The organism is Desmonostoc vinosum, from assembly GCF_059505385.1.
In genome coordinates, this window is record NZ_JCACKM010000045.1 from 1 (window position 1) to 23,950 (window position 23,950).

Genomic DNA, 23,950 nt, shown 5'->3' on the forward strand with positions numbered 1-23,950 from the left:
GGGACTGGGGACTGGGGACTGGGGACTGGGGACTGGGGACTGGGGACTAGGAATTCATAATTATTTATTCTTCCCCTGCTCCCCCTGCTTTCTTACTCCTTCATCTCCCTCATCTCCCTCATCTCCCTCATCTCCCCCTGCTCCCCGCCTCCTACTGTCCTACATAACGACTAGCCATCTGCATAGCATCAGCAATATCAACATCGCCATCACCGTCAGCATCCAAGAAGGAACTGAGTACCGGATTCCCCCCTGCTTGGAGATTTTCAGCACTTGCGCCTGATTGTAAGAAATTTAGCACTATAGGCACAGCTAGAGGTAATATTTGCTGAATCACCCCGGCATCTAACCCAGTGCGTTGAGCTGCTGTCTGGGCTACTTGCTGTTGTATATCAGGAGAAAACAAGGAATTAACGGCTTCTGGATTAGGAGAAGTGCCAGCAAATTGATTTACTACTGCTTGCGCTTCTTCATTACCATTTGTAGCTTGTTTATCTCGTAAAGAAGCACGTACATAGTTACCCACAACGCCTAAAACAGATTGTATCGTTGAAGGGTCTGTACCAGTACTGTTACTCAATTGGTTGACAGTGTTGACGATGCTTCCTAGTTGACCTAAACTGCCTTGCTGATTGGGGTTGGCTACAGCACCTAAAATTTGGTCAAAAATTCCCATAAGTTTGTTCTCTGTTGGTTCTACTTCAATGACTTTTTGATAACTCAGTTTCTACTTTAAAGTTTTATGGTGAATAATTATCAATGCGATCGCATGTCTTACAAGAATTAGCGGTGTTAGGGGTAGGATGTCGGGTGTGGGTGAAAGAAAAATTCCTTAATTGGGTGGGTTTGAAATGCACCAACAAAAAAGGATTAGGCCATGTTTTAAAACTGAAAAACTCGGTTGGGTTAAGAGTAGCGCAACCCAACCTACTAGTACGGCGAGGCAACTTTATGGGGTTAAAATTCTCCGCGTCCCCCCATCCCCACGTCTTTGTGTCAGCCTCAACCCAATATTTTAAAGCTTAATTTAGAGAATTGATATTGATTAGGCCGATCCCCGTATAATACTATCCAGTATGGGATCACCTGACTGTCTGTGTTTTAAGGATCTCAACCGTACACCCTCAATATCTTTGCTGATCTTGAGTCTAAAGATTGTCAAGTAAGTAAAACTGCCAAATTCACACAGATTAATTATTACTTTTACTACTAAGTTTCTGCAAAATACTAGTATATGAATATTTAAAAGCTGAAATATTTTATTTTTATAGTTATTTGTTATTAATATTTAATTTATTTATCTAAGCCATTTAGTAGCAATATGATAAACATCTATCGACTGTATTTTAGAAAAATCTTTAGCACTTAAATACCAATTGATTGCCCAAAAAAACTGCTCCACACTTAGGCATATATAAAATACATCTATCTAAAGTATGGTTACACCTCTATCTAAAGATGGATAGACTTAACTGTTATTAATTTGTAACCTTTCATTAGCAAAGTTTAGCGCGTTAAAGAGAAATTAAGAGGAAGTAAAAGTTTATTTAAAAGCATTGAATCTCTTAACCTTTAAAGAAAGCTTTACTTAAAGCAATCAGGTAGAACCTTACCCATTATCTGATGTCCATTTACTAATATTTACAGTGTCTTTACGTCCGAACCTCGTTCATTAAGGCGAAGGAGCTATATTACTATGCCTTAGAGTTAAGCCATACGGCCTAGTGAAAGGCAGTGAGTATATTGCTGTAAACAATGTATAGTAAGGATTCATACCATGAGTGAGCGGTCTAGGCATTTAGCAGATAGTAATTACTATTGCTCAGATTTTGTTGAACTACTAAGTTATAGAGCGCAAAACCAACCTGAGCAGAAAGCATTTACTTTCTTGAAAAATGGAGACACACAAGCAGAAGAATTAACATACAAGGAGCTACATTTACGGGCACAAGCGATCGCCACCTCTTTACAATCTCTAAATGCTTGCGGTGAACGTGCCCTACTACTGTATCAACCAGGTTTAGATTTTATTGCAGCCTTTTTTGGATGTTTATATGCTGGGGTTATTGCCGTTCCTGCATATCCACCTAGAAAAAATCAAAATCTAATCAGATTGCAAGCGATCGCAGCCGACGCTCAAGCCAAAATAGTACTCACTTCAACATCATTACAAAACCTCCAAGCTAGCTTCAATCAAGAAAGTTTAGACGTTTCCAAACTGCAATGGTTAGCTACCGATAATGTAGATAGTAATTTGTCATCAGACTGGCAAAAACAAATCATCAAAGGCGATTCCCTAGCTTTTATCCAGTACACCTCTGGTTCTACGGGAACGCCCAAAGGAGTGATGGTCAGCCACGACAACTTGATGTACAACGAGAAAATGATTAAAGCGGCTTTCGGCCATACAGAAAAAACTGTTGTAGTCGGTTGGTTGCCTGTGTTTCATGATATGGGACTGATCGGAAACGTCCTACAGCCTCCATATTTGGGAGTACCATGCTTTCTGATGTCTCCTGTAGATTTTCTTCAAAAACCTCTGCGCTGGTTGCAGGCTGTTTCTCACTACAAAGCAACAACAAGTGGAGGCCCAAATTTTGCCTATGATCTTTGCATTCGTAAGGCAACTCCCGAACAATTGGCTGAACTAGATCTCAGCAATTGGGAGGTTGCGTTTACAGGTGCTGAACCTGTCCGTGCCGAGACATTAGAACAGTTTGCCTCTACCTTTGCCCCTTGTGGCTTCCGCAAAGAAGCATTTTACCCTTGCTATGGTATGGCAGAAACTACTCTCATCGTGTCTGGGGGTGAGAAAACTGCATTGCCAATCACATGTAATGTCGAAGGAGTAGCACTAGAACAAAATCGAATTGTCAAAGTTAACGATACACAACAAACTGCTTGGACATTTATCGGTTGCGGGCAAAGTCTTCTAGAACAGAAAGTCGTTATTGTTAACCCCGAAACCTTAACTTTGTGTACCTCAGAGCAAGTCGGAGAAATCTGGGTAGCAGGCCCGAATGTTGCACAAGGATATTGGAATCAAGATGAAGAGACAGAAAAAACTTTCCATGCATATATTGCAGATACAGAACTTAGCACAACGGTAGCGACGTCAGGAGCGTCAGGCCCATTTCTTCGCACCGGAGACTTGGGATTTTTGCAAGATGGCGAGTTATTCATCACTGGGCGACTCAAAGATGTAATTATCATTCGCGGGCAAAATCACTATCCCCAAGACATTGAACTGACTGTTGAGAAAAGCCATCCGGCCCTCAGACCTGCTTGCGGAGCAGCATTTACTATCGATTTCAAAGGTTCTGAGCGACTAGTTATTGTTCAGGAGGTAGAGCGGAGTTACTTACGAAAGTTAAACGTTCAAGAAATTGTCAAAGATGTTAGACAAGCAGTAATTGCAGAGCATGGTCTGGATATATTCGCCACCGTACTCATCAAGACTGGAAGTATTCCCAAAACCTCCAGTGGCAAAATTCGCCGTCAAGCTTGTCGAACTGCATTTTTTGCTGGCACCTTAGATGTTCTCGAAGATTGGAGTGAGAATCCTGAGAACAAAGCTAAGTTTAAGCATCTAGAAGCAGAGGTTGATTCTGTTCTTAAACAGTTAACCCCTACCAAGCAGCTATGAACAGGAATGTGATCATCTATAAAAAGAATCATACCAATCCAAACTAGATATAGGACTCATATTTGATTGGTGAATCTTGTGGGGTGGGCCGAACAGCCCTCCAGAAAATACCAAGGACGGGCAAAACGCCCATCCCTCAACAATGCCACACCCAACTCTCGAGTGAAACGGTATGAGTTGGAGTGTTAGCAAATAGCTCCAGAGAATGGGAGCATCTATGCTTAGGAATACGAATACTCCTAAGACAGGCATGATTGCAGCTAAAAAATTGGACAGTACTAAAAATCAACACATTTGATTGTTGAAACATAGACTAGGTAAGGACTTTAACCATGACAGTACAAAATATTGAAGAAGTGAATACCACACCTACAGTTGCACCCAAGCAGATCCCAACAGCGGCAGAAATTCAAGCATGGATAGTTTCTTATGTAGCTGACTTGCTGGAAGTAGATTCAGAGGAAATCGAAATCACAATACCTTTTGACCGCTATGGTCTAGACTCTTCAGTAGCAGTTGGTTTAACAGGTGACTTAGAAGATTGGCTAGGATGTGAACTCGATCCAACTCTACTGTATGATTACCCAACTGTTGAAACTTTAGTTAAGCATTTAGTTTCAGAGTTAAAAGCTGAAAATTAATCTCAACTCTCTTCATATTTAGCCTTAACAATAGTGGAAATTATCAGTGCCCGATCGCAACCTTTTAGGAGAAAATTATGGTGACTCTAAATAAAACTCTCGATCCGTTAGAAGCTCAGGAGCCAAAGCACTTCCAACGCATTGAAAAAACTTACCAAAATAATCAAGACTCAGACTATACAGAGAAACTAAAAGACTTAGGTAACGAATTTAATTATGCCAAAAACAGCAATTATTATTGGAGCCATCCCGATCTTTCGCTGTTGTATGGGACTCCTCTTTATAATGCTGCTTCTGATACCCAAAAACTAGCCTTAAATCATCTTTATTGGGTTGGAAACTATAACCATACTGCTGTTAGCGAAGCCAGTACAAGTATTTACAACATGGTCACGGCTGGTGTTTTTCGTGCAGTTGGCGGTTATGAAACCCTTTGTGATGAACTAGAGTTTGAAACCGATCAGGAAAGCTACCACATTCGTACCTTTCAAAAGATTGGTTACAAAACGAAAATGGCTATTGTCGGTAAAACCATATTGGGTAACTCCCTCTATGGCAAATCAGAAAAAGACAACAATAGCTGGCTGAGTCTTTTAATCCCTCAGCCTGTACGGGAGTATTTCACCTCTAATCAAGGAACTTCTCGCTTTTCGGTACACCGAGACAATACCTTAAGCGCGATCGCCAAAACAATGTTGAGCGATAAAAAGCAATACTATTCACAGTATTTGAGAAACTTAGAGCAAAAAGGTGAGCCGCTTCCCGCACCAGCAGATGGATTAGCAGGGCGCATCGCATCCCGCTACTGGTTACGATTTTTTACTGTTCATTGGGGTATGTCGCCATTTATGGCATGTCAGTACTATTCGTTGCGCTACACGGCTAATGCGATCCTCAAGAACCAAGAATATCCTTACGTCAGGTATTACCGAGAGTTAGAGCAAAAAGGCGAATATATTCCGGCTCCAACAGCTGTCTCTTACTATCACTTATTAGACGAAGCTTTCCATACAACGATTTCTCAAACCATTGCCAGAGATATGTATAAGGATTTCCCAAAGCCAACCGCTTATGAGAAATTTATCTCTGGTTTGATAGTCTATCAAATCCAACGCAACCTATTGAGCGGGCTTTCAGGAGTATTACCCGGTCGTTGTGTTTACGATGACCCCATGTTAATGCTCTTTTACTACAAGCTCTTAAAGTCTCCTCTATTTAACATGGAAACCAAAGAAGCACTCGATTGGATGGAAAAGTGCTTCTGTCAGGAACACGAAGGTTATCAAGTAGGGGTCAAATATCATCACAGCCTATTGGAGTTAATGCGGAGATTGTTTAATCGCTTAGACTACCAATGGTCAGTTAACCGCGACATGAAGATTATGGCAGCTGGAGGCTCAATCAACAAAGCAATTCAAAACAATATTCCCATCTTTAAAGAGTTCTCCAAATCGGTTCTGGCTCAAGACAGCTAACAGAAGTACGTATTGACTAATCAATCTGCAATCTCAAGGAGTAACAACCGAGCAAAACTAGCCAGGCATTACTGGCGCTCTTGTCTTGCACCCCTTTCTACTCACAAATCAATTTGGTAAATAAGATGGAACCCGTAGCGATTATTGGCATTGGTTGCCGTTTTCCCAAAGCTAAAAATCCTGAGTCCTTCTGGCATCTATTGCGTAATGGAGTAGATGCGATCGCGGAAGTACCAAAAGATCGATGGGATGTAGATGCTTTTTACGAGTCCAAGCCAGGTACACCAGGAAAAATGAACTCCCGCTGGGGTGGTTTTTTAGAGCAGGTAGATCTATTTGATCCCAGCTTTTTTGAAATTTCTGCCCGCGAGGCAGAACATATGGATCCCCAGCAAAGATTGGTGTTGGAAGTAGCTTGGGAGGCTTTAGAAAATACTGGAATCGTGCCCCAAACTTTACTAGGCAGCCAAACTGGGGTGTTCATCGGTCTTACCAATGCTGATTACCACAAAATTATCTACAAAGACTCTTCCCAAATCGGTGCATACAGTGCCACAGGTACTACCCCTTGCATTGCCGCCAATCGTCTATCATACTTGCTGAATCTGCGCGGCCCCAGTATTGCCATAGATACCGCTTGTTCTTCGTCATTAGTGGCAGTTCATTTAGCTTGCCAGAGTTTGCAAAATGGTGAGTCTCATCTCTGCATAGCTGGTGGAGTTAACCTGATGTTGGCTCCAGAGCCTGCAATCTCTTGCTCCCAGGCTCAGATGATGGCGGCTGACGGTCGCTGTAAGACCTTTGATGCTAGTGCTGATGGCTACACCAGAGGAGAAGGCTGTGGCGTAATTATACTGAAGCGCCTAGAAGATGCCCTCCACGATGGAGACAACATTTTGGCGATTATCAGAGGTTCGGCAGTCAACCAAGATGGTACAAGCAATGGACTGACAGCCCCGAATGGGCCTTCTCAGCAAGCAGTCATTCGCCAAGCTCTAGAACAGGCTGGCGTGGCTCCAGCGCAAATTAGCTATGTAGAAGCTCACGGCACTGGCACTTCTTTAGGAGACCCCATTGAGGTTAAATCCCTCAAAGCTGTACTGATGGCAGGTCGTTCCCCAGACCAACCTTGTTGGATTGGGTCAGTCAAAACCAACATTGGTCATTTAGAAGGCGCTGCCGGCATGGCTGGCCTGATCAAGGTGGTCTTACAGATGCAACAGCGGGAGATTGCGCCTCATCTGCATCTGGTGCAGCTCAATCCTTATATTTCTCTGGAAGGGACACCCCTTAGCATTCCTATTGAGCGCCAGCCTTGGTCTTACCCTGGAACTCGCTTGGCAGGGGTCAGCGCTTTTAGCTTTGGTGGCACTAATTGTCACATAATTTTGTCAGAAGCCCCTGAAGAGGACGCGGGGACGCGGGGAGGGAAAGACGCGGGGAAATCATTTGCTGAGCGTCCTTTACATCTGCTGACTCTATCAGCGAAAACTGCTCCGGCTCTGGTGGAACTAACACAGCAGTATGCAGATTTCTTAGCATCTCACGAAGAATTATCGTTAGCGGATATATGCTTCAGTGCGAATACGGGGCGATCGCATTTTGAGCATCGTCTTGCTGTTGTTAGTGAGTCTGTGGTGCAGTTGCGCGAGCAATTAAGGGCTTTTGCCGCTGGTGAAGACACTTCCGGTCTCAGGAGTCAGCAAGTAACTAAAAAGAAGCCGCCGAAGCTAGCATTTTTATTCACCGGTCAGGGTTCGCAATATGTCGGTATGGGTCGCCAACTCTACGAAACCCAACCAATTTTTCGCCAAGCTATTGACCAGTGCGCGGCTATTCTGCACCCCGATATCAACCAGCCTTTACTTGAAATTCTCTATCCCGAAGCGGGCAAATCTTCACCTTTAGATGAAACTGCCTACACTCAACCAGCTTTGTTTGCTCTGGAATATGCTCTGTTTCGCTTATGGGAATCCTGGGGAATTAAGCCAGATGCAGTCATGGGGCACAGCGTTGGCGAATACGCAGCTGCTTGTGTGGCGGGGATATTTAGTTTAGAAGATGGTTTGAAACTGATTGCCGCACGCGCTCGGTTAATGCAGGCATTGACCCAAGATGGTGAGATGGTGGCGGTGTTGGCGTCGGAAGCTTTAGTCAGCTCAATTATTAAACCTGATACTCAGGTGGCAATCGCTGCCATTAATGGCCCTAAAAGTGTGGTGATTTCTGGCGATCGCCAAGCTATAGAGATAGTATGCAACACCCTGCGCGCAGAGGGAATCACAACGAAAAAGTTGCAAGTTTCTCATGCCTTCCACTCTCCGTTAATGGAACCAATGCTAGGGGAGTTTGAGCAATTAGCTAAAAATATTACCTATTCATCACCTAAAATTAGCCTAATTTCTAATCTTACCGGTCAACCAATTACAGATGAAATCGCTACCCCTAAATATTGGTGCAATCATGTGCGGCAGCCAGTACGATTCGCAGCCGGTATGGAAGCGCTATATCAGAGGGGCTACAAGGTGTTTATCGAAATCGGCCCCAAACCGATACTAATCGGAATGGGTCGTTACTGCCTACCGGAAGGAGAAGGAGTTTGGCTGTCTAGCCTGCGTTCTGGGCGTGAAGATTGGCAACAAATCCTTGACAGTTTGGGAGCCTTGTACGTCAGTGGGGCAGCAATAGACTGGACTAACTTTGACCAAAATTATACCCGTCATCGAATAGTATTACCGAACTATCCATTTCAACGCCAGCGCTATTGGTTTGAACCAGTTAATAATGGGCATTTAAAAGCAGAGCCTGTATTCCAAGAGCGTATCCAAACTAAAATCTTCAATCTCTTGCATCAAGGGGACACTCAACAACTAGCCAAATACTTAGAAACTACAACAGAACTCTCACCAGAAGAAGTCAAAGTACTGCCTAAACTCCTAGAAATATTAGTCAAGCAACATCAACAACAATTAACAATAGCATCCTACAAAGATTGGCTCTACGAAGTCAGTTGGCAGCCTCGGCCGCGTCAGTTGACACAAATCACCGCTCACGAACCTGGTAGCTGGCTGATTTTGGCTGACAGCTGGGGTGTTGGACAAGCCTTAGCCCATCTTTTACAACAGCGGGGTCAGAGTTGTTCTCTAGTCTACGCTGGGAACAGCTATCAAGTTAAAGAGCCTGGAACTTGGAGTATTAACCCATCGAACCCAGCGGATTTCGAGCGGTTGTTGCAAGAGGTAGTAGGAACTAGCAAGCTACCGTTAAAGGGAGTTGTTCACCTGTGGAGTTTAGAAGTAAGATTAAATTCAGAATTGACCATCCCTTTGCTAGAAAAGATTCAGGTTCTTGGTTGTGGCAGTACGCTGCATCTAGTGCAAGCCCTTGCCAATAGCCAAGCCTCGCCTCGTTTATGGTTAGTAACCAGAAAAGCAGTACCAGCAGTTTCCCCATTACTAGCGCCAGCTCAAGCTTGTTTATGGGGATTGGGTAAAGTCATTGCTTTGGAGCATCCTAAGTTGTGGGGAGGACTAATAGATTTGGCTGCCGATGCTCCCACAGATGAAGCAGTAAATCTGTTGGCAGAGATTTGGGATTCTCAAGGAGAAGACCAAATCGCTTTCCGAGAAGGACAGCGTTATGTAGCTCGCCTCATCCGCAGCGAAGTACCAGAGGTTCGCTCAGTATCCCTACAATCAGACAGCACATATCTAGTTACTGGAGGGTTGGGAGCGTTAGGTATAAAATTAGCCCAATGGATGGTAGAGCAGGGAGCGCGGCACTTGGTACTGACTGGACGTAAGCAGGCATCTGCTGAAGTACTCCAAGCGATCGCTCAGATGGAAAATCTGGGAGCTAAGATAGCGATCGCCACCGCTGATGTCGCCCAATGGAGCGATATGGTCAGAGTATTCGAGGATATTAAAACTTCAATGCCGCCTCTAGGAGGAATTTTGCACGCTGCTGGGATGCTTGAAGATGGCATCCTCCTACAACAGGACTGGAAATCTTTTGAGCAAGTTATGGCAGCCAAGGTCAAAGGGACTTGGATTCTGCACACTTTGAGCGAGCAGTTACCATTAGATTTCTTTGTCACATTTTCCTCCGCCGCCGCCTTACTAGGTTCGCCAGGTCAAGGAAATTATGCAGCAGCTAATGCTTTCATGGATGCCTTAGCCTACTATCGCCGAGGGTTGGGGCTAAGACTGCCAGGATTGAGCATCAACTGGGGACTTTGGAAAGATGCTGGCATGGCTACAAGTCTGGGAAACCGCGACCAAGCGAGATTAACTGCCCAAGGTATGGAGTCTATACCACTAGAGCAGGGATTGCAGATATTAGGAAATTTGCTAGGACAAGATACAAGCCAGGTAGGAGTATTGCCGGTTAACTGGTCTCAATTTCCTCAAGGTGTGGCTTCACCATTTCTGGAATCTTTCATTGCCGATCAAGAACCATCATCACAGCGAACAAAATTTTTACAACAGTTAGACGCGGCCCCTGTAAAGGAGCGACAAACTCTTTTAATTGCTCATATCCGAACTGAAGTTGCTCAACTTTTGGGAATTGACTTCTCACAGATAGAACAGCAACAAGGTTTTCTCGATCTCGGCATGGATTCTCTGATGACCGTCGAGTTGAAGAATCGTTTAGAAAGCACTCTCAGTTGTTCTCTACCCACAACTTTAGTTTTTGACTATCCCACAATAGAGGCGCTTGTTGATTATCTACTTCAATCTGATGAATCTGCTATGGAATCACCAACAACCAACCATGAGGAGCAAGCTGAAACTGAGTCATATTTAGACGATTTATCAGACAGCGAAGCCGAAGCACTGCTGCTTGGTAAATTAGACAGCATGAGGTACTGAAGAGATGTCAGAACAAGAAAAGTCTGTATCACCCATCAAGCGGGCACTTCGGGCTATTGAAAACCTGCAAGCCAAGGTTACCGAACTGGAGTCCGCCAAACGAGAACCAATTGCCATCATTGGCATGGGTTGCCGATTTCCAGGTGCTGATCATCCAGAAGCATTCTGGCAACTGTTACGCAACGGAGTTGATGCTATTACCGATGTCCCTGCCGACCGTTGGGATATCGCAAAATTCTATGACCCAGATCCGGATGCTCCTGGTAAGGTATGCACTCCCAAAGGGGGTTTCTTAGCTCAGGTAGATGCTTTTAACCCAGAATTTTTTGGAATTTCTGCACGGGAAGCAGCAAGTATAGATCCCCAACAACGGCTGTTGTTAGAAGTTGGCTGGGAGGCTCTCGAAAATGCCACTCTAGCACCAGAGTATTTGTATAACACTGCTTGTGGAGTGTTTATTGGTATTTACCTCAACGACTACAGTAAGGTCATGTCGGCAGTAGGAGACCCAGCTCAAATTGACGCTTTTAGCGCCATTGGCAACTCCTTGAGCGTAGCAGCTGGGCGCTTGTCGTATATTCTAGGGCTAAAAGGCCCCAGCATGGCGATCGATACTTCCTGTTCTTCTTCATTGGTATCAGTACATTTGGCTTGTCAAAGTTTACGCCTGGGAGAGTGCAATCTCGCCCTAGCTGGTGGAGTTGGTTTAAATCTCGTGCCAGACACCAGCATTGCGCTTTCCAAATCGCGAATGCTAAATCCTAATGGTCGCTGCCAAACCTTCGATGCTGCTGCTAATGGCTTTGTCAAAGGAGAAGGGTGTGGTGTCGTCGTCCTCAAGCGCCTCAAAGATGCTTTAGCTGATGGGGACAACATCTTAGCCTTGATTCGGGGTTCGGCGGTAAACCACAATGGTCGCAGTAGTAGCTTGATTGCTCCTAATGGATTATCTCAGCAAGCTACGATTCACCAAGCCTTGGAAAATAGTGGCGTAGACTCAGCCCAAATTGATTATGTAGAGGTTCAGGGTACGGGGACAGCTGTAGGAGAACCCATTGAGGTAGCAGCTTTGGGGGCAGTATTTGGTAAGAATCGTCCTCAAGACAAACCTTTGGTTATTGGTTCGGTAAAAACTAACATTGGTCATTTAGAACCAGCTTCTGGTATCGCCAGTCTCATTAAGGTGGTGCTGGCTCTGCAACATGGAGAGATCCCACCCCACCTGCACTTTCAGCAGCCTAATCCTCACATCAAGTGGGATGAATACAGTCTGAAAGTTCCGACTGAGCGGATACCTTGGCCTGTAGGAGCAAAGCGGCGACTGGCGGGAGTCAATACCTTTGGCTTTAGCGGCACTAACGCCCATGTGATCCTAGAACAGGCTCCGATTTCAGAACCAGTACAAAGGCCAATCGATCGCCCCCTGCATCTACTAGCATTATCAGCTAAGACAGACGAAGCACTTGTGCAGTTAGCCGAACGGTATGAGAAGCATTTAGCTGCTAACCCAGACTTAGCTTTAGGAGATATTTGCTTTAGTGCCAATAGCGGGCGATCGCACTTTCAGCATCGTTTGAGTGTGGTAGCGTCTTCATCTACCGAACTTGATGAAAAGCTAGCTGCCTTCAGCGCTGGGCAAGATGTAGCAGGGTTATTTAAAGGCAAGGTGGCAGGTTCTCCTAAAATAGCCTTCATTTTCCAAGGCTTGAGCTTTGAGCATCTAGGAATGGGTCGTCAACTCTACGAAACTCAACCTACATTCCGTGCTGTCTTCGACCGTTGCGAGGAAATCCTGCGTCCTTACTTAGAGCAACCACTGCTAGAAACGCTTTTTTCTCCTGCCTCACCCGCTCCCCCTGCCCTCTTCGCCCTAGAGTACGCTCTTTGCCAGTTATGGAAATCCTGGGGTATAGAACCCACCGCAGTTATCGGTTACGATGTCGGGGAATATGTTGCTGCCTGTGTAGCTGGAGTTTTCAGCTTAGAAGATGGCTTGAAGTTGGTTGCCAAATCCTCAGTCAATGAAGTCAGCTACTCCCAACCACGAATCCCTGTAGTGTCTCATCTGGCGGGTGAAATAGCTACCCCCCAATATTGGAGTCAGCAACGACAATCTGTGAATGCTGCCAGCGTGAATACTCTAGCTCAACAGGGATACGAAATATTTGTGGAAATAGGAGTAGGAAGCGATCGCTTCTCTAAGACTCTACATCCAGAAAAAGCAGATTGGCAAAAAATCCTAGAAACTTTGGGGGTTTTATATGTACATGGAGCAAAAGTCAACTGGTTAGCTTTTGACCGGGACTACTCGCGTCAACGCTTGCAACTACCAACTTACCCTTGGCAGCGCAAGCGCCACTGGTTTGAGGCTCATAATGGGCAAGCGAAAAATAAATCTCTCAATCAAGCTGATTTCAAACAACTACTCAAGCAGTTAGAAATGACCACAGAACTCTCACAAGCAGAGCTGAATTTATTACCTAGACTGTTTGAGCTATTAGAGAAGCAATATCACAAGACAGAAACTGAGGAGGAAACTAACACAACATTGCAGCAGCTAAATCTCAAGTCTTTAACAGCAGAAGATATCCAAGCTTGGCTAGTTAATCAAATTGCTCAAGAACTGGGAGTCAAACCCGATGAAATAGATATCCGGCTACCTTTTGACAGCTATGGTTTAGATTCCGTGCTGGCGATCGGCATTGCTAGTGCTGGCAAACAATTTCTCGGACTTGATGTGTCTCCACTTCTATTAGTTCACTATCCCACTATTGAGTTGCTTTCACAGCACTTAGCCAAAGAATTAGAAACTTCTGAATCAGAAATCTTTGAAATTTAAAAAATTACATAATAACAAAGATGGTGAATCTATGAATGTATCAGATCTGGTGGAAAACCTAAATCATCAAGGCGTTCATTTGTGGGCTGATAATGATAAACTCAAGATTAATTCTCCCAAAGGATTATTGACACCAGAAATCCGCACAGAACTAGCTGAACGCAAAACAGAAATTCTGGCGTTTCTGCAAAAAAATAACGATCCCGTTATTGATAGTTCTACAGCTAAAAATCAAGACCTGAGTTTACAGACAATTGGACGACTGATTGGAGGATACTGCCGTAAAATTACAGGTTTTATCCCTCCTGTCATCGATCCAAAAATGATGGCAAATAAGCTAAAGGTTACTTTTAGACCTTTGCCTAATAGCTACAAAGAAGAAACAGTTTTAACGTTTAGAGAAGAGTTAGAACATAAACTAAAAGAAAACGAAGTTCAGATTTTATCTTGGGAAGAGGCAACTAAAGAGTTTAACTACGAAATTACTATTCCTTTTATTAATTGGAAAAAAAATATCACAACCAGGGTGATTAAATCGGGTGTTAATGCTGTTGTAGATGTTGAAAAACGTCCGTCTTTATTTGGAAAAGCCAAGATATTTATAGCAGAATTGCTATATCGATTATATTCTCATTTTGTTTTCAACAATAGTCCGATATCTGCTGCTAAAATTATGCAATTTATCAGTTGGGCTGAAGAGAGCGTCCAACCACTTGAAGACCCGACAAATACTCAAGCGATCGTTTTAACAAAACTAAATCAAAAGCTGGTCGATCCCAAAATACCTTATCAACAAAAAATTCCTATTGGTGTTAATACTCTCATTAAGAACTTTTCTGAAATTGTGATTGGGGTTGATAAAACTAATATTTCTATCTTAAATATGAACCTCTCAGACTCGGTATTTGCTAAAGAGTCATTAGATGAGTTCATTTCTAAGTCTTTAATCCCTAAAATTTTTGTACCAATTCAACCATTACCTTTAAGTCGATTTGAGATTGGTGAATATGACTCTAAAACATCTGCCTATGCTACTCAATTAGTCGAATTAGGTCAAGAATTAGCATCAACAGAGTTACTACCTTCTGGGTTTAAAATTAACGATGTCATGAAAAGAAAGTCCCACCGAGATATTGTGGACTGGATGATAAATGGCAGAACAGGTGTTTCTTATGGTTTTGTTGCCTATGCCGAACCGCCACAATATGTAGGTGCTGTAGAAATATCCGAGAGTGAGTGGGAAAGCTTATCAACAATCGCAGGATTTAGCCGTGATGAACTGCGTCAAAACGAAATTGGCAGAAGGTATATCAAAACCAAGATTGGAGAAAAACACATATTTAAACAGATACCAGATATCTGGCTTGCTAGTTCCCGTTCAGGCTCAAATAAAACAAACCTGAATTTAGAAACAGACGTGTTTAGGATTGGATTACAAGACAGGTTGTTACTTCAATTACCAACAGGTCTTGATTCTGTAGCGGGAGATATCAAACCCTCTTATGATATCTATGTCATGGTGGCGATCGCACTGGCTACTGCTTTATACGCACCAAAGTTAATTGAAAATGGGATGCCAATGGTTCATTTCCACGGATATCCCTCAAAAGATTGGTTACAACGCCATGAATACTGCACTGGAGTTCAAAATCCCTCAGTTCCTTGTGGAACCTATGAATCAGGAGTTTTCAATTTCTTAGGTATATACAATCTAGTAAATAAGTATGGCGACAATATTGCCCTAGCCAGTCTGATCGAGCCAGATCATGGCACAAATATCATCGCCTCCGACAGTGAATATTTACTCGCCAGAATCAAAACTGGAGTTGAACGCGAACAAATTGAACTGGGAGGTAAGCATTTCCCTTCCCTCAAACAAAGCATTGCTACTTGCTGAAGGATGTTAAGCAATCATGACAATCATTGCAGATCAAACAGTACTTTTGACAGGAGCCTCACGCGGCATAGGAGTTTATATTGCTCGTGCTTTGGCAAAAGAAAAAGCAACTATAGTAGGTGTTTCGCGATCGCAAGATGGACTAGATCAAGTATCTGCCGAAGTTAAAGCTTTAGGAGGTCATTGGTTAGGCATTAAATACGACCTCAGCCAGCTAGAAGAACTGCCAGACCTCGTTGAGAAAATTAATCAGCTTGCAGGCCCAATTGGCATTTTAATCAACAACGCAGGTATAGAGATATACAAGAAATTTCAAGATTATTCCACTGCGGAGTTGCATTCAATATTAACAATTAACTTACTGTCAGCGATGGAATTAAGTCGTTTGGTACTGCCAACGATGTTAAATCAAAGAAAAGGTCATATTGTGAATATTGCTTCCCTAGCGGGTAAAAAAGGAAATCCTTACAACAGTGTTTATTCTGCCAGCAAAGCTGGTTTGCTGATGTGGACTGATGCACTCAGACAAGAGTTAGCTGATACTAACGTGGAAATTTCTGCAATCTGTCCAGGGTATGTTTCTGGTCAGGGAATGATTGCCGATACTGGCGTACCCATACCCAAGTTAGCAGGCACATCTAAACCAGATGATGTAGCAAAAGCAGTAATCCAGGCTATTGAGAAAAATCAAGCAGAAGTGATTGTCAATCAAGATCCGATCACAGCAAATATATCAAAGCTGCTAATAGCGCTATGGCAAATTTCTCCACAATTTGGAGACACAGTTTACCACTGGATGGGGGTAAGTAAGCTCAACAAACTCCGTATCAAGAATCAAAAGCGCGTGGCGTTGAAACTTAGCATGTAAAAGTTTTGGAGTGTGAATATGAAAACCATAGGAGTTAAAACAGTTGTTTTGAATGGTGCGCCCGGTGGCATTGAAAAAATGAATGCATATAACCAACTTTTTTGTCTAGTTATTTACAACAAATATTTCCAACTAGTCTGACTACGAGATTGGCGATCGCACCCCATAAGCTAGTCATAGAGATATTTGTACAGTTTTCGGATATGTTTAAAGGATTTGAACCACAATGAATGAAAAATTTGCAATCTCATTATTGACACCTACCAGTGATCTAGTTACAGGAGGGGGTACAAATGCTTCTGAACTGCTTTTTGCTCGCTCAGGAAACGATACCATTTATCCTGATAATCCGATTGCAAGCGCCACTCAAGCAACAAATGTAGATTATTTATTCGGCGATATATTTGACAACTCTGCTGAAGAGTATGAGATTATTTTGAATATTCAGAATAATCAGCAAGGTGGTAATCCATTACTCATCCTAGACAGAAATATCCCATCTGTAGGGTCAGACAGATTTGTTCTTGGTGATACAACTCAGCCCTACTACACTACCTCTAAACCAGATACCCTACTAACTACAAACTTCCTTGGTTTGAACGAGTTTGCTGTCATTTATGATTTCGGCATAGATAATGATGTCATCCAACTAAATGGAAAACCGCAAGACTATCGAATCGTAAAAGTTAATGGATTACAGGTTGAAGGAGTTGCACAACCTTTTTCTGGAGCAGCTATATTTTCACTGCAACAGGGAGCGCCTGACCTCGTCACTTTTGTGCTTGCAAAGCCTGAAGTCAATTTAGATTTGAAATCGAAGAATTTCCGGTTTGTCGGTAACAAACCACCAAAAAAACCAGTACAAAACCAGAAGATTCAGCAATTGGGGACTACTGGTAACGACCTCAGTTTTGGTGCAGGTAAAGATGCTGCTGGTAATGTCTATCTAACAGGAACTACCACCGGGCCATTGTTTGGAACCAATCAAGGTTTTTCAGATGTGTGGATAGCCAAATATGACAAAAATGGCAACCAGGTCTGGGGTAAACAGTTTGGTTCTTCTGGTGATGAAGGTAGCTTAGCGATCGCCACAGATAGTAGTGGTAACTCCTACATAGCGGGTAACACGTCGGGTAGCTTGTTTTCATCCAAGCAATCAGAAGGGGATGTTTGGGTAGCTAAGTATGACACCAATGGCAATCAGGTATGGGGTAAGCAGTTTAGTGCTGGTGGTTTTTCTAATTCAGCCTTTGGGCTTGACCTAGATGCAGCAGGCAATGTCTATGTATCAGGATTAGCAATTAAGGAAAATCAAAGAACAGACATTTTCAATTTTAGTATTCAAGATGATTCTTGGGTAACTAAGTTAGACAGCAATGGCAACCAACAATGGATTACTCCGATTAAGAATCCTTCAGCGACTTTCCCGTTTGACATCACTCCCTTTTTTGACGAATGTTACGACATTGCCGTTGATAATCTTGGTAACAGCTACGCAGTAGGCTGGACTCAGGGCTTAGTCCAAGAGTCAGACCCATCACGACAACTTTTGAAGTACGATGCTTGGGTGACGAAGACGGACACCTCAGGAAAGATAGAGTGGATTCAACAGCTGGGAAGTACAAATCAGGGTCTTGATTTTGCCTGGGGTGTTGACACTGACAGCAAGGGCAATATTTACGTTACAGGATGGACTACAGGGAATATTGGAACGGGGGATGATGTACAAATCAGCGATCGCGATATTTGGCTTACCAAACTAGCCCCAGATGGATCTCAAGTGTGGGCTAAACAGTTTGGTTCTCCAGATGATGATGGGATGCTCTTCTCCGACATGGAGATCGATGAACAAGACAATGTCTTTATGATCGGACATTCTAACGGTAAGTTAGGCAAAGGTCAAAAAGACAAATCTTATAATGCCTGGGTGGCGAGGTTCGACACTGATGGCAATAACAAGTGGATTCAACAATTTGGCAGCAGAAATAATCTTGACTACCCTACAGGTATTACTACTGACGGCACTGGTAAGCTTTACGTGACTGGATTTACTGATGGCTTGTTAGGAAACACTAATGGCGTTAATACCTCTGCTGTAGATAGTTGGGTGGCTCAGCTTGATGTCAACAAAGGAAAACTGCAAAAATTTATCGGCAATTCAAATGATGTCATCAGCATCACCGATCCTGGTTCAATTCCCACCATTGATATCACTAATGATCTTGTGACTAAGGAAAAGTTACCTAAAGGCGATAACCGGATTAACCCTACTGAGGGGATTAACCCTACTCTAGGGATAAGTACTAGCAACAGAAGTATTAGAAGTACTACTAGCAGTGGATTCAACTATGGAGAGATCGTTTCTAGTCTTGGCAGCTTATTCGACCCTCAGTCTCAAGGTTCTTTTCCTTCAGCTTTGGCTGGGGCAGTTAATAATGGTTCTGTAGTGATATGAACTTTTTCTAACTGAAAATCGGGCAAAAAAATAAATGACCAAAAACTAGGGTATGGGGTGTAGGGGGAAAACGAAGAACATTTTTTGTGGAACACCCTACCCCAAAAACCAAATACTAAGCTGTTACGCAAATAAACATTGCACATCAACTGGTGAGGTTGTCTTTTGTCATTTGTCCTCTGTCCTTGGTAAATACAAATAACTTTAGCGTAGCGGTAGCGAGTCCGCGAGCGTCATGACTAATGACCAATGACGGTCTACACGGAAAAAAGATTTTTCTTAACCCAAATACCAACCGAATCGCCAAAGCCATGAAAAAAGTATATTTGATGATTTATGATTTAGGCGCAGGTCATCGCAGCACAGCCAATGCTTTGCAAAAAGTGATCGAGAAGCGGCAATTACCTTGGGAAATTCATATAGTCGATGCTTTCAAAGAAATCATTGGTACGACTGCTCCACACTACGTTTACAATCATCTGATACTCAAAAAAAACTGGGCAAAAATTATTAATGACCCTTTCTTAGTTCCTTCATTCAAATTACAAATACGCCTTTCTCATTTTGCTTGGTTAGGACGTTTTAAAAAATATTGGCAGCAGCATCAACCTGATATGGTGGTTTCATTACTGCCCTATATCAATGGGCTGATTAATCAAAGCTTGCAGGCAGTATCATCCCATGTGCCTTTTGCAACCGTAATGACCGATCATGCCGATTGCCCACCCCACTTCTGGATTGATCCACAAGCACAATTCTTAATTTGTCCGACTCAAAGAGCAGTTGAACAAGCTAAAAGCTTAGGTTATACGCAAGAGCGAATCTTCAGCACATCAGGAGTGGTAATTCATCCTCGATTCTCTGAATCCATAAATAGCGATCGCCAAATTGAAAAAGAACGCTTAGGTTTAAATCCAGATTTACCTACAGGTTTAATCACTTTTGGTAGTCAGGGATCAAAAGCAATGCTAGAAATTGCCGATTGTCTAGAGAAATCGTCACTGAATCTACAACTCATTTTTATCTGCGGACGCAATGAAGAAATAGCAAACACTTTGCGCCGTCAACAGAGTCGTTTACCAAGGTACATTGAAACCTTTACTAGTGAAATTCCTTACTATATGCATCTATCGGATTTCTTTATTGGTAAATCCGGCTCTGTGGGTGTTAGCGAGGCTGTGGCAATGAACTTGCCAGTAATTACAGATTGTAATGCCTTAAGCATGTTTCAAGAACGACCCTCGGCTGAGTGGATTGCAGAAAATGAGATTGGTATTGTAGTCCGCAATTTTCGGGATATTAACCAAGCTGTAGCAAAGCTAATCCAGCCAGAAACTCTAGCTCGCTATCGTGCCAACGCCGCCGCGATCAACAATCAAGCAGTATTTGAAGTAGTTGATATTTTGGAACAAATGCTTGAAAACTCCTTTTCGGTTGCGCCTTCTCCAAGGAATAAGCAGTTATCCTCAACCGTTTAATCTATGTATAAAAAATTACTATATATAAAAATTTTGGAGGGTGAATGTGAAAACAATAGCAGGTAAAACAGCAGTTTTGACAGGTGCTTCAGGTGGCATCGGAGTATTTATTGCTCGTGCTTTAGCAAAAGAGCAAGTAACTGTAGTTACCATTTCTCGTTCTCAAGAAGGTCTAGAGCAAATATGTACTGAGATTGAGACTGAGGGTGGTAAAGCGATAAGTATTCCTTTTGACATCAGACAATTGGAAGAATTACCCTCCCTAGTGCAGAAGATTGAGCAACTTGCCGGCCCCATTGATATTTTGATTAACAATGCTGCAATTGAGAAATTTCGGCCTTTTCAAAACTACGCCTTAGAAGATATCCAATCGATATTGACGCTCAACCTCCATGCACCAATGGAATTGACCCGTTTACTACTACCAAGCATGATAGAGCGCAAGAGTGGTCATATTGTTAACATTTCCTCTGGCGCTGGCAAAAAGGCAGCACCTTTTAACAGCATTTATTCAGCCAGTAAAGCAGGTTTGATTATGTGGTCGGAGGCAATACGGCAGGAATTAGCGAATACTAATGTCGGTGTTTCAGTCATTTGTCCTGGGTGTACCAATGCCGGAATGTTCCTCGCTCTAGATATATCAGTACCTAAGGGAGCAAGCATTGCTGAACCAACACAAGTAGCAGATGTGGTGATTCAAGCAATTAAGCAAAACCAAAAAGAAGTAATACTCGATGGTCTAGCAATCAAAGTCTTTTATGCACTTTCACAACTATCTCCAGAATTTGGAGACTCAATGATTCAAAAAGCTGGTGTGATAGAGACGAATTTTAATTGTGCCCAAAAGCAGATGCAAGCTGAGAATATCGTCTGCAATTAAGGTTTACCCAGCCATATTGAAACTAGCTTAAAAAGGAAAAAAATGAATAACGACCATTACGATGTCATCATTATTGGTACGGGTGCAGGTGGTGGAACTCTAGCAAATAAGCTAGCACCAAGCGGCAAGAAGATTTTGATTTTAGAGCGAGGAAATTTTCTACCCAAAGAAAAGGCTAATTGGGATTCTCAAGAAGTCTATGGTAAAGACCGCTATCGAACTACCGAAATGTGGTATGACAAGGACGGCAACCCATTTAATCCGTTTACACACTATTACGTTGGTGGTAACACGAAGTTTTACGGTAGCGCGTTGTATCGATTTCGGGAGCGGGACTTTGAAGAAGTCATTCACAAAGGTGGTGTTTCTCCAGAGTGGCCATTAAAGTATCAGGATTTTGCACCTTACTACACTCAAGCCGAAAAACTCTACGACGTACACGGAAAGCAAGGTCTTGACCCGACCGAACCCCCAAGAGATCAAGACTATCCTTTTCCACCAATCAGCCACGAACCCTACATTGAACAAATCAACTATGCTCTTAAGGATAGAGGCTTTCATCCCTGTTATCAGCCCCTTGGTATCAAGCTAAATGAAGTCAATCGTTTTATAAGTACTTGTGTTCGTTGCAATACCTGCGATGGTTTCCCCTGCTTGGTCAATGCCAAAGCTGATGGTGATGTTAACGGTGTACGTCCAGCAATGGTCTATTCTAATGTAACTTTGATGACCGAAGCGAAAGTATTGCGTTTGCATACCAGTGCTTCAGGTCGTGAGGTTACGGCTGTGGAAGCAGAAATCGCAGGCGATCGCCACTTTTTCTTTGGAGATATAGTTGTTGTTGCTTGTGGTGCGATCAACTCCGCCACTTTGTTACTGCGATCGGCTAATGATCAACATCCAAATGGATTAGCAAATAGTTCCGATCTGGTGGGACGCAATTATATGCGGCATAAAATTAGCGCGATCGTAGCTGTGACTACAAAACTCAATCCTACGGTTTACCCTAAAACACTCGCCGTGAATGATTTTTATTGGGGAGAGGCAGATTTTCCTTACCCGATGGGACATGTGCAAACCCTCGGCAATATTACTGAGGATAGAGCTGCTGCTAATAACCCATCTTTTATTCCTAGCAAACTGATTCCCAGAGCAGTATTTAAGGCGTTCACAGATAGAACTACTCCCTGGTTTCTCATGGCGGAAGACTTACCAGATCCGGACAATCGCGTGCGTGTCGAAGGCGAGAAAATGTTTCTCGAATATACTAACAACAACGATGAAGCATTGAATCGCCTAGTTAAGCGTTGGCAAGAAGTATTAAAGTCTATCGAGCCATTCTCAATCTTTTTTACCACAGGGATGTCTTTAAAAGATGTTGGGCATCAGTGCGGTACTTGTCGTTTTGGGGAAGACCCTAAAACCTCTGTACTCGATCTCAATTGTCGCACCCATGATGTTGATAATCTTTACGTTGTCGATGGTGCTTTTTTCCCTTCGAGTGCTGCTTTGAATCCAACGCTGACGATTATTGCCAATGCTATCAGAGTCGCAGAGCATTTGCTCTTAAGATTTGAGATGACTGCTGTCAATCAGTCAACTGCGATGAACTACCCTGTCAGCATTCAATAGGCGATCGCCTTTGAGAAATTGTCCAATCTGAAACTTTCAGATCACCATATTTAAAACCATCAAGATGTCCGCGCTGTTCAAACAATTATTGGAGTCAGATCAATGATATTTGATTGGTTGATCATAGGGGCAGGATACTCAGCTTGTGTCATGGCTGAACGGATTGCAACCGAGCTAAGACAAAGAGTGCTAATTGTTGAACAGCGAGACCACATTGGCGGCAACGCCTACGATTACTATAACGAGCATGGGATATTAGTTCATAAATACGGGCCTCATATCTTTCACACCAAATCTAAAAAAGTTTGGGATTACCTCTCCCAATTTACAGAATGGAGACATTACTACCATCATGTGTTGGGAGTAGTAGAAGGTAAAAAAGTTCCTATTCCTTTTAATTTAAATTCACTCTATGCTCTTTTTCCTCCAAATTATGCAGAAAAATTGGAGAATTTACTTTTAGAAAACTTTGGATTTGGTGTAAAAGTACCTATCCTAAAACTGCGTGAAAGTACCAGTGGAGATTTAAGCTTTCTCGCTGATTATATCTATGAAAATGTTTTTCTCCGTTACACCATGAAGCAATGGGGTGTGAAACCGGAGGAACTAGATCGGGCCGTAACGGGGCGTGTACCAGTTTACATCAGTCGGGATAACCGTTATTTTCAAGACCCTTATCAAGCGATGCCAAAGGTTGGCTACACCGAAATGTTCCGCAAAATGTTGGCTCATCCTAATATCAAGGTGTTACTGAATACCGATTACCGCGAGATTATTAACGACGTTAAATTTAACCGGATTATTTGCACAGGCCCAATTGATACTTTCTTCGACTATATGTATGGGGAATTGCCCTATCGGAGTTTGCGCTTTCAATTTGAGACTTTAAATCAAGAACAATATCAAGAAGTTGGTACAGTAAATTACCCCAACGACTACGATATTACACGCATTACCGAGCAGAAGTATTTATCAGGACAAGCTTCTCCTAAAACTACCTTGGTGATGGAATATCCCCAAGCTTATGTTCCGGGAAAAAATGACCCTTATTATCCCATCTTGAATGAAGATAACCGCGATCGCCTCAACCTTTATCTCAAAGAAGTAGAAAATCTCAACGGTACAGTGTTGTTTGCTGGGAGACTTGCAGATTACAAGTATTATGACATGGATCACGCAGTGGTTCGGGCGCTGGGTTTGTTTGAGAAAGAAGTAGTAAATTCCAAGTAGGAATGACAAATAAGATAGTCGAGCTTTTAAAGGAAAAC

Annotated in this window: 13 protein-coding genes; 12 read left to right on the forward strand and 1 reads right to left on the reverse strand. The window is 42.9% G+C overall.

Annotation, left to right across the window (positions count from 1 at the left end; all coding sequences use genetic code 11):
• Positions 1 to 151: 151 nt before the first annotated feature.
• Entirely contained in the window at positions 152 to 676 is a 525-nt protein-coding gene (locus tag AC5JMF_RS07725) for a DUF937 domain-containing protein (RefSeq protein ID WP_495795119.1), read from the reverse strand.
• Between the two features lie 1,101 nt (positions 677 to 1,777).
• On the opposite strand from AC5JMF_RS07725, the gene AC5JMF_RS07730 reads away from it, so the two are divergent.
• From AC5JMF_RS07730 to glf, 12 genes are all read left to right on the forward strand, one after another.
• Positions 1,778 to 3,646, forward strand: a complete 1,869-nt coding sequence (locus AC5JMF_RS07730; protein ID WP_495795120.1) for a fatty acyl-AMP ligase — start codon at positions 1,778 to 1,780, stop codon at positions 3,644 to 3,646.
• Between the two features lie 332 nt (positions 3,647 to 3,978).
• Positions 3,979 to 4,287: an acyl carrier protein gene (locus AC5JMF_RS07735; RefSeq protein WP_495795121.1), complete on the forward strand. Its 309-nt coding sequence runs from the start codon at positions 3,979 to 3,981 to the stop codon at positions 4,285 to 4,287.
• A gap of 77 nt (positions 4,288 to 4,364) precedes the next feature.
• A complete protein-coding gene (locus AC5JMF_RS07740; protein WP_495795122.1) occupies positions 4,365 to 5,762 on the forward strand; it encodes a hypothetical protein in 1,398 nt (465 codons plus the stop codon).
• Positions 5,763 to 5,887: 125 nt separating this feature from the next.
• A complete protein-coding gene (locus AC5JMF_RS07745; RefSeq protein ID WP_495795123.1) occupies positions 5,888 to 10,633 on the forward strand; it encodes a type I polyketide synthase in 4,746 nt (1,581 codons plus the stop codon).
• A gap of 4 nt (positions 10,634 to 10,637) precedes the next feature.
• Positions 10,638 to 13,472, forward strand: a complete 2,835-nt coding sequence (locus AC5JMF_RS07750) for a type I polyketide synthase (protein WP_495795124.1) — start codon at positions 10,638 to 10,640, stop codon at positions 13,470 to 13,472.
• Positions 13,473 to 13,503: 31 nt separating this feature from the next.
• On the forward strand, positions 13,504 to 15,369 hold the full coding sequence (locus tag AC5JMF_RS07755; protein WP_495795125.1) for a TubC N-terminal docking domain-related protein: 1,866 nt from the start codon (positions 13,504 to 13,506) through the stop codon (positions 15,367 to 15,369).
• Positions 15,370 to 15,385: 16 nt separating this feature from the next.
• Complete coding sequence (locus tag AC5JMF_RS07760; RefSeq protein WP_495795126.1) at positions 15,386 to 16,237, forward strand: SDR family NAD(P)-dependent oxidoreductase; 852 nt, start codon at positions 15,386 to 15,388, stop codon at positions 16,235 to 16,237.
• A 226-nt stretch (positions 16,238 to 16,463) separates the two neighbouring features.
• The gene (locus AC5JMF_RS07765; protein ID WP_495795127.1) at positions 16,464 to 18,692 is read left to right on the forward strand and encodes an SBBP repeat-containing protein; all 2,229 of its coding nucleotides are present in this window, start codon (positions 16,464 to 16,466) and stop codon (positions 18,690 to 18,692) included.
• A 242-nt stretch (positions 18,693 to 18,934) separates the two neighbouring features.
• Complete coding sequence (locus tag AC5JMF_RS07770; RefSeq protein ID WP_495795128.1) at positions 18,935 to 20,170, forward strand: MGDG synthase family glycosyltransferase; 1,236 nt, start codon at positions 18,935 to 18,937, stop codon at positions 20,168 to 20,170.
• Positions 20,171 to 20,216: 46 nt separating this feature from the next.
• On the forward strand, positions 20,217 to 21,050 hold the full coding sequence (locus AC5JMF_RS07775) for an SDR family NAD(P)-dependent oxidoreductase (RefSeq protein WP_495795129.1): 834 nt from the start codon (positions 20,217 to 20,219) through the stop codon (positions 21,048 to 21,050).
• Positions 21,051 to 21,092: 42 nt separating this feature from the next.
• The gene (locus AC5JMF_RS07780; RefSeq protein ID WP_495795130.1) at positions 21,093 to 22,682 is read left to right on the forward strand and encodes a GMC oxidoreductase; all 1,590 of its coding nucleotides are present in this window, start codon (positions 21,093 to 21,095) and stop codon (positions 22,680 to 22,682) included.
• A 102-nt stretch (positions 22,683 to 22,784) separates the two neighbouring features.
• Positions 22,785 to 23,912 carry a UDP-galactopyranose mutase gene (gene glf, locus AC5JMF_RS07785; RefSeq protein WP_495795131.1) on the forward strand — a complete coding sequence of 376 codons (1,128 nt, stop codon included), beginning with the start codon at positions 22,785 to 22,787 and terminating at the stop codon, positions 23,910 to 23,912.
• Positions 23,913 to 23,950 lie beyond the last annotated feature (38 nt).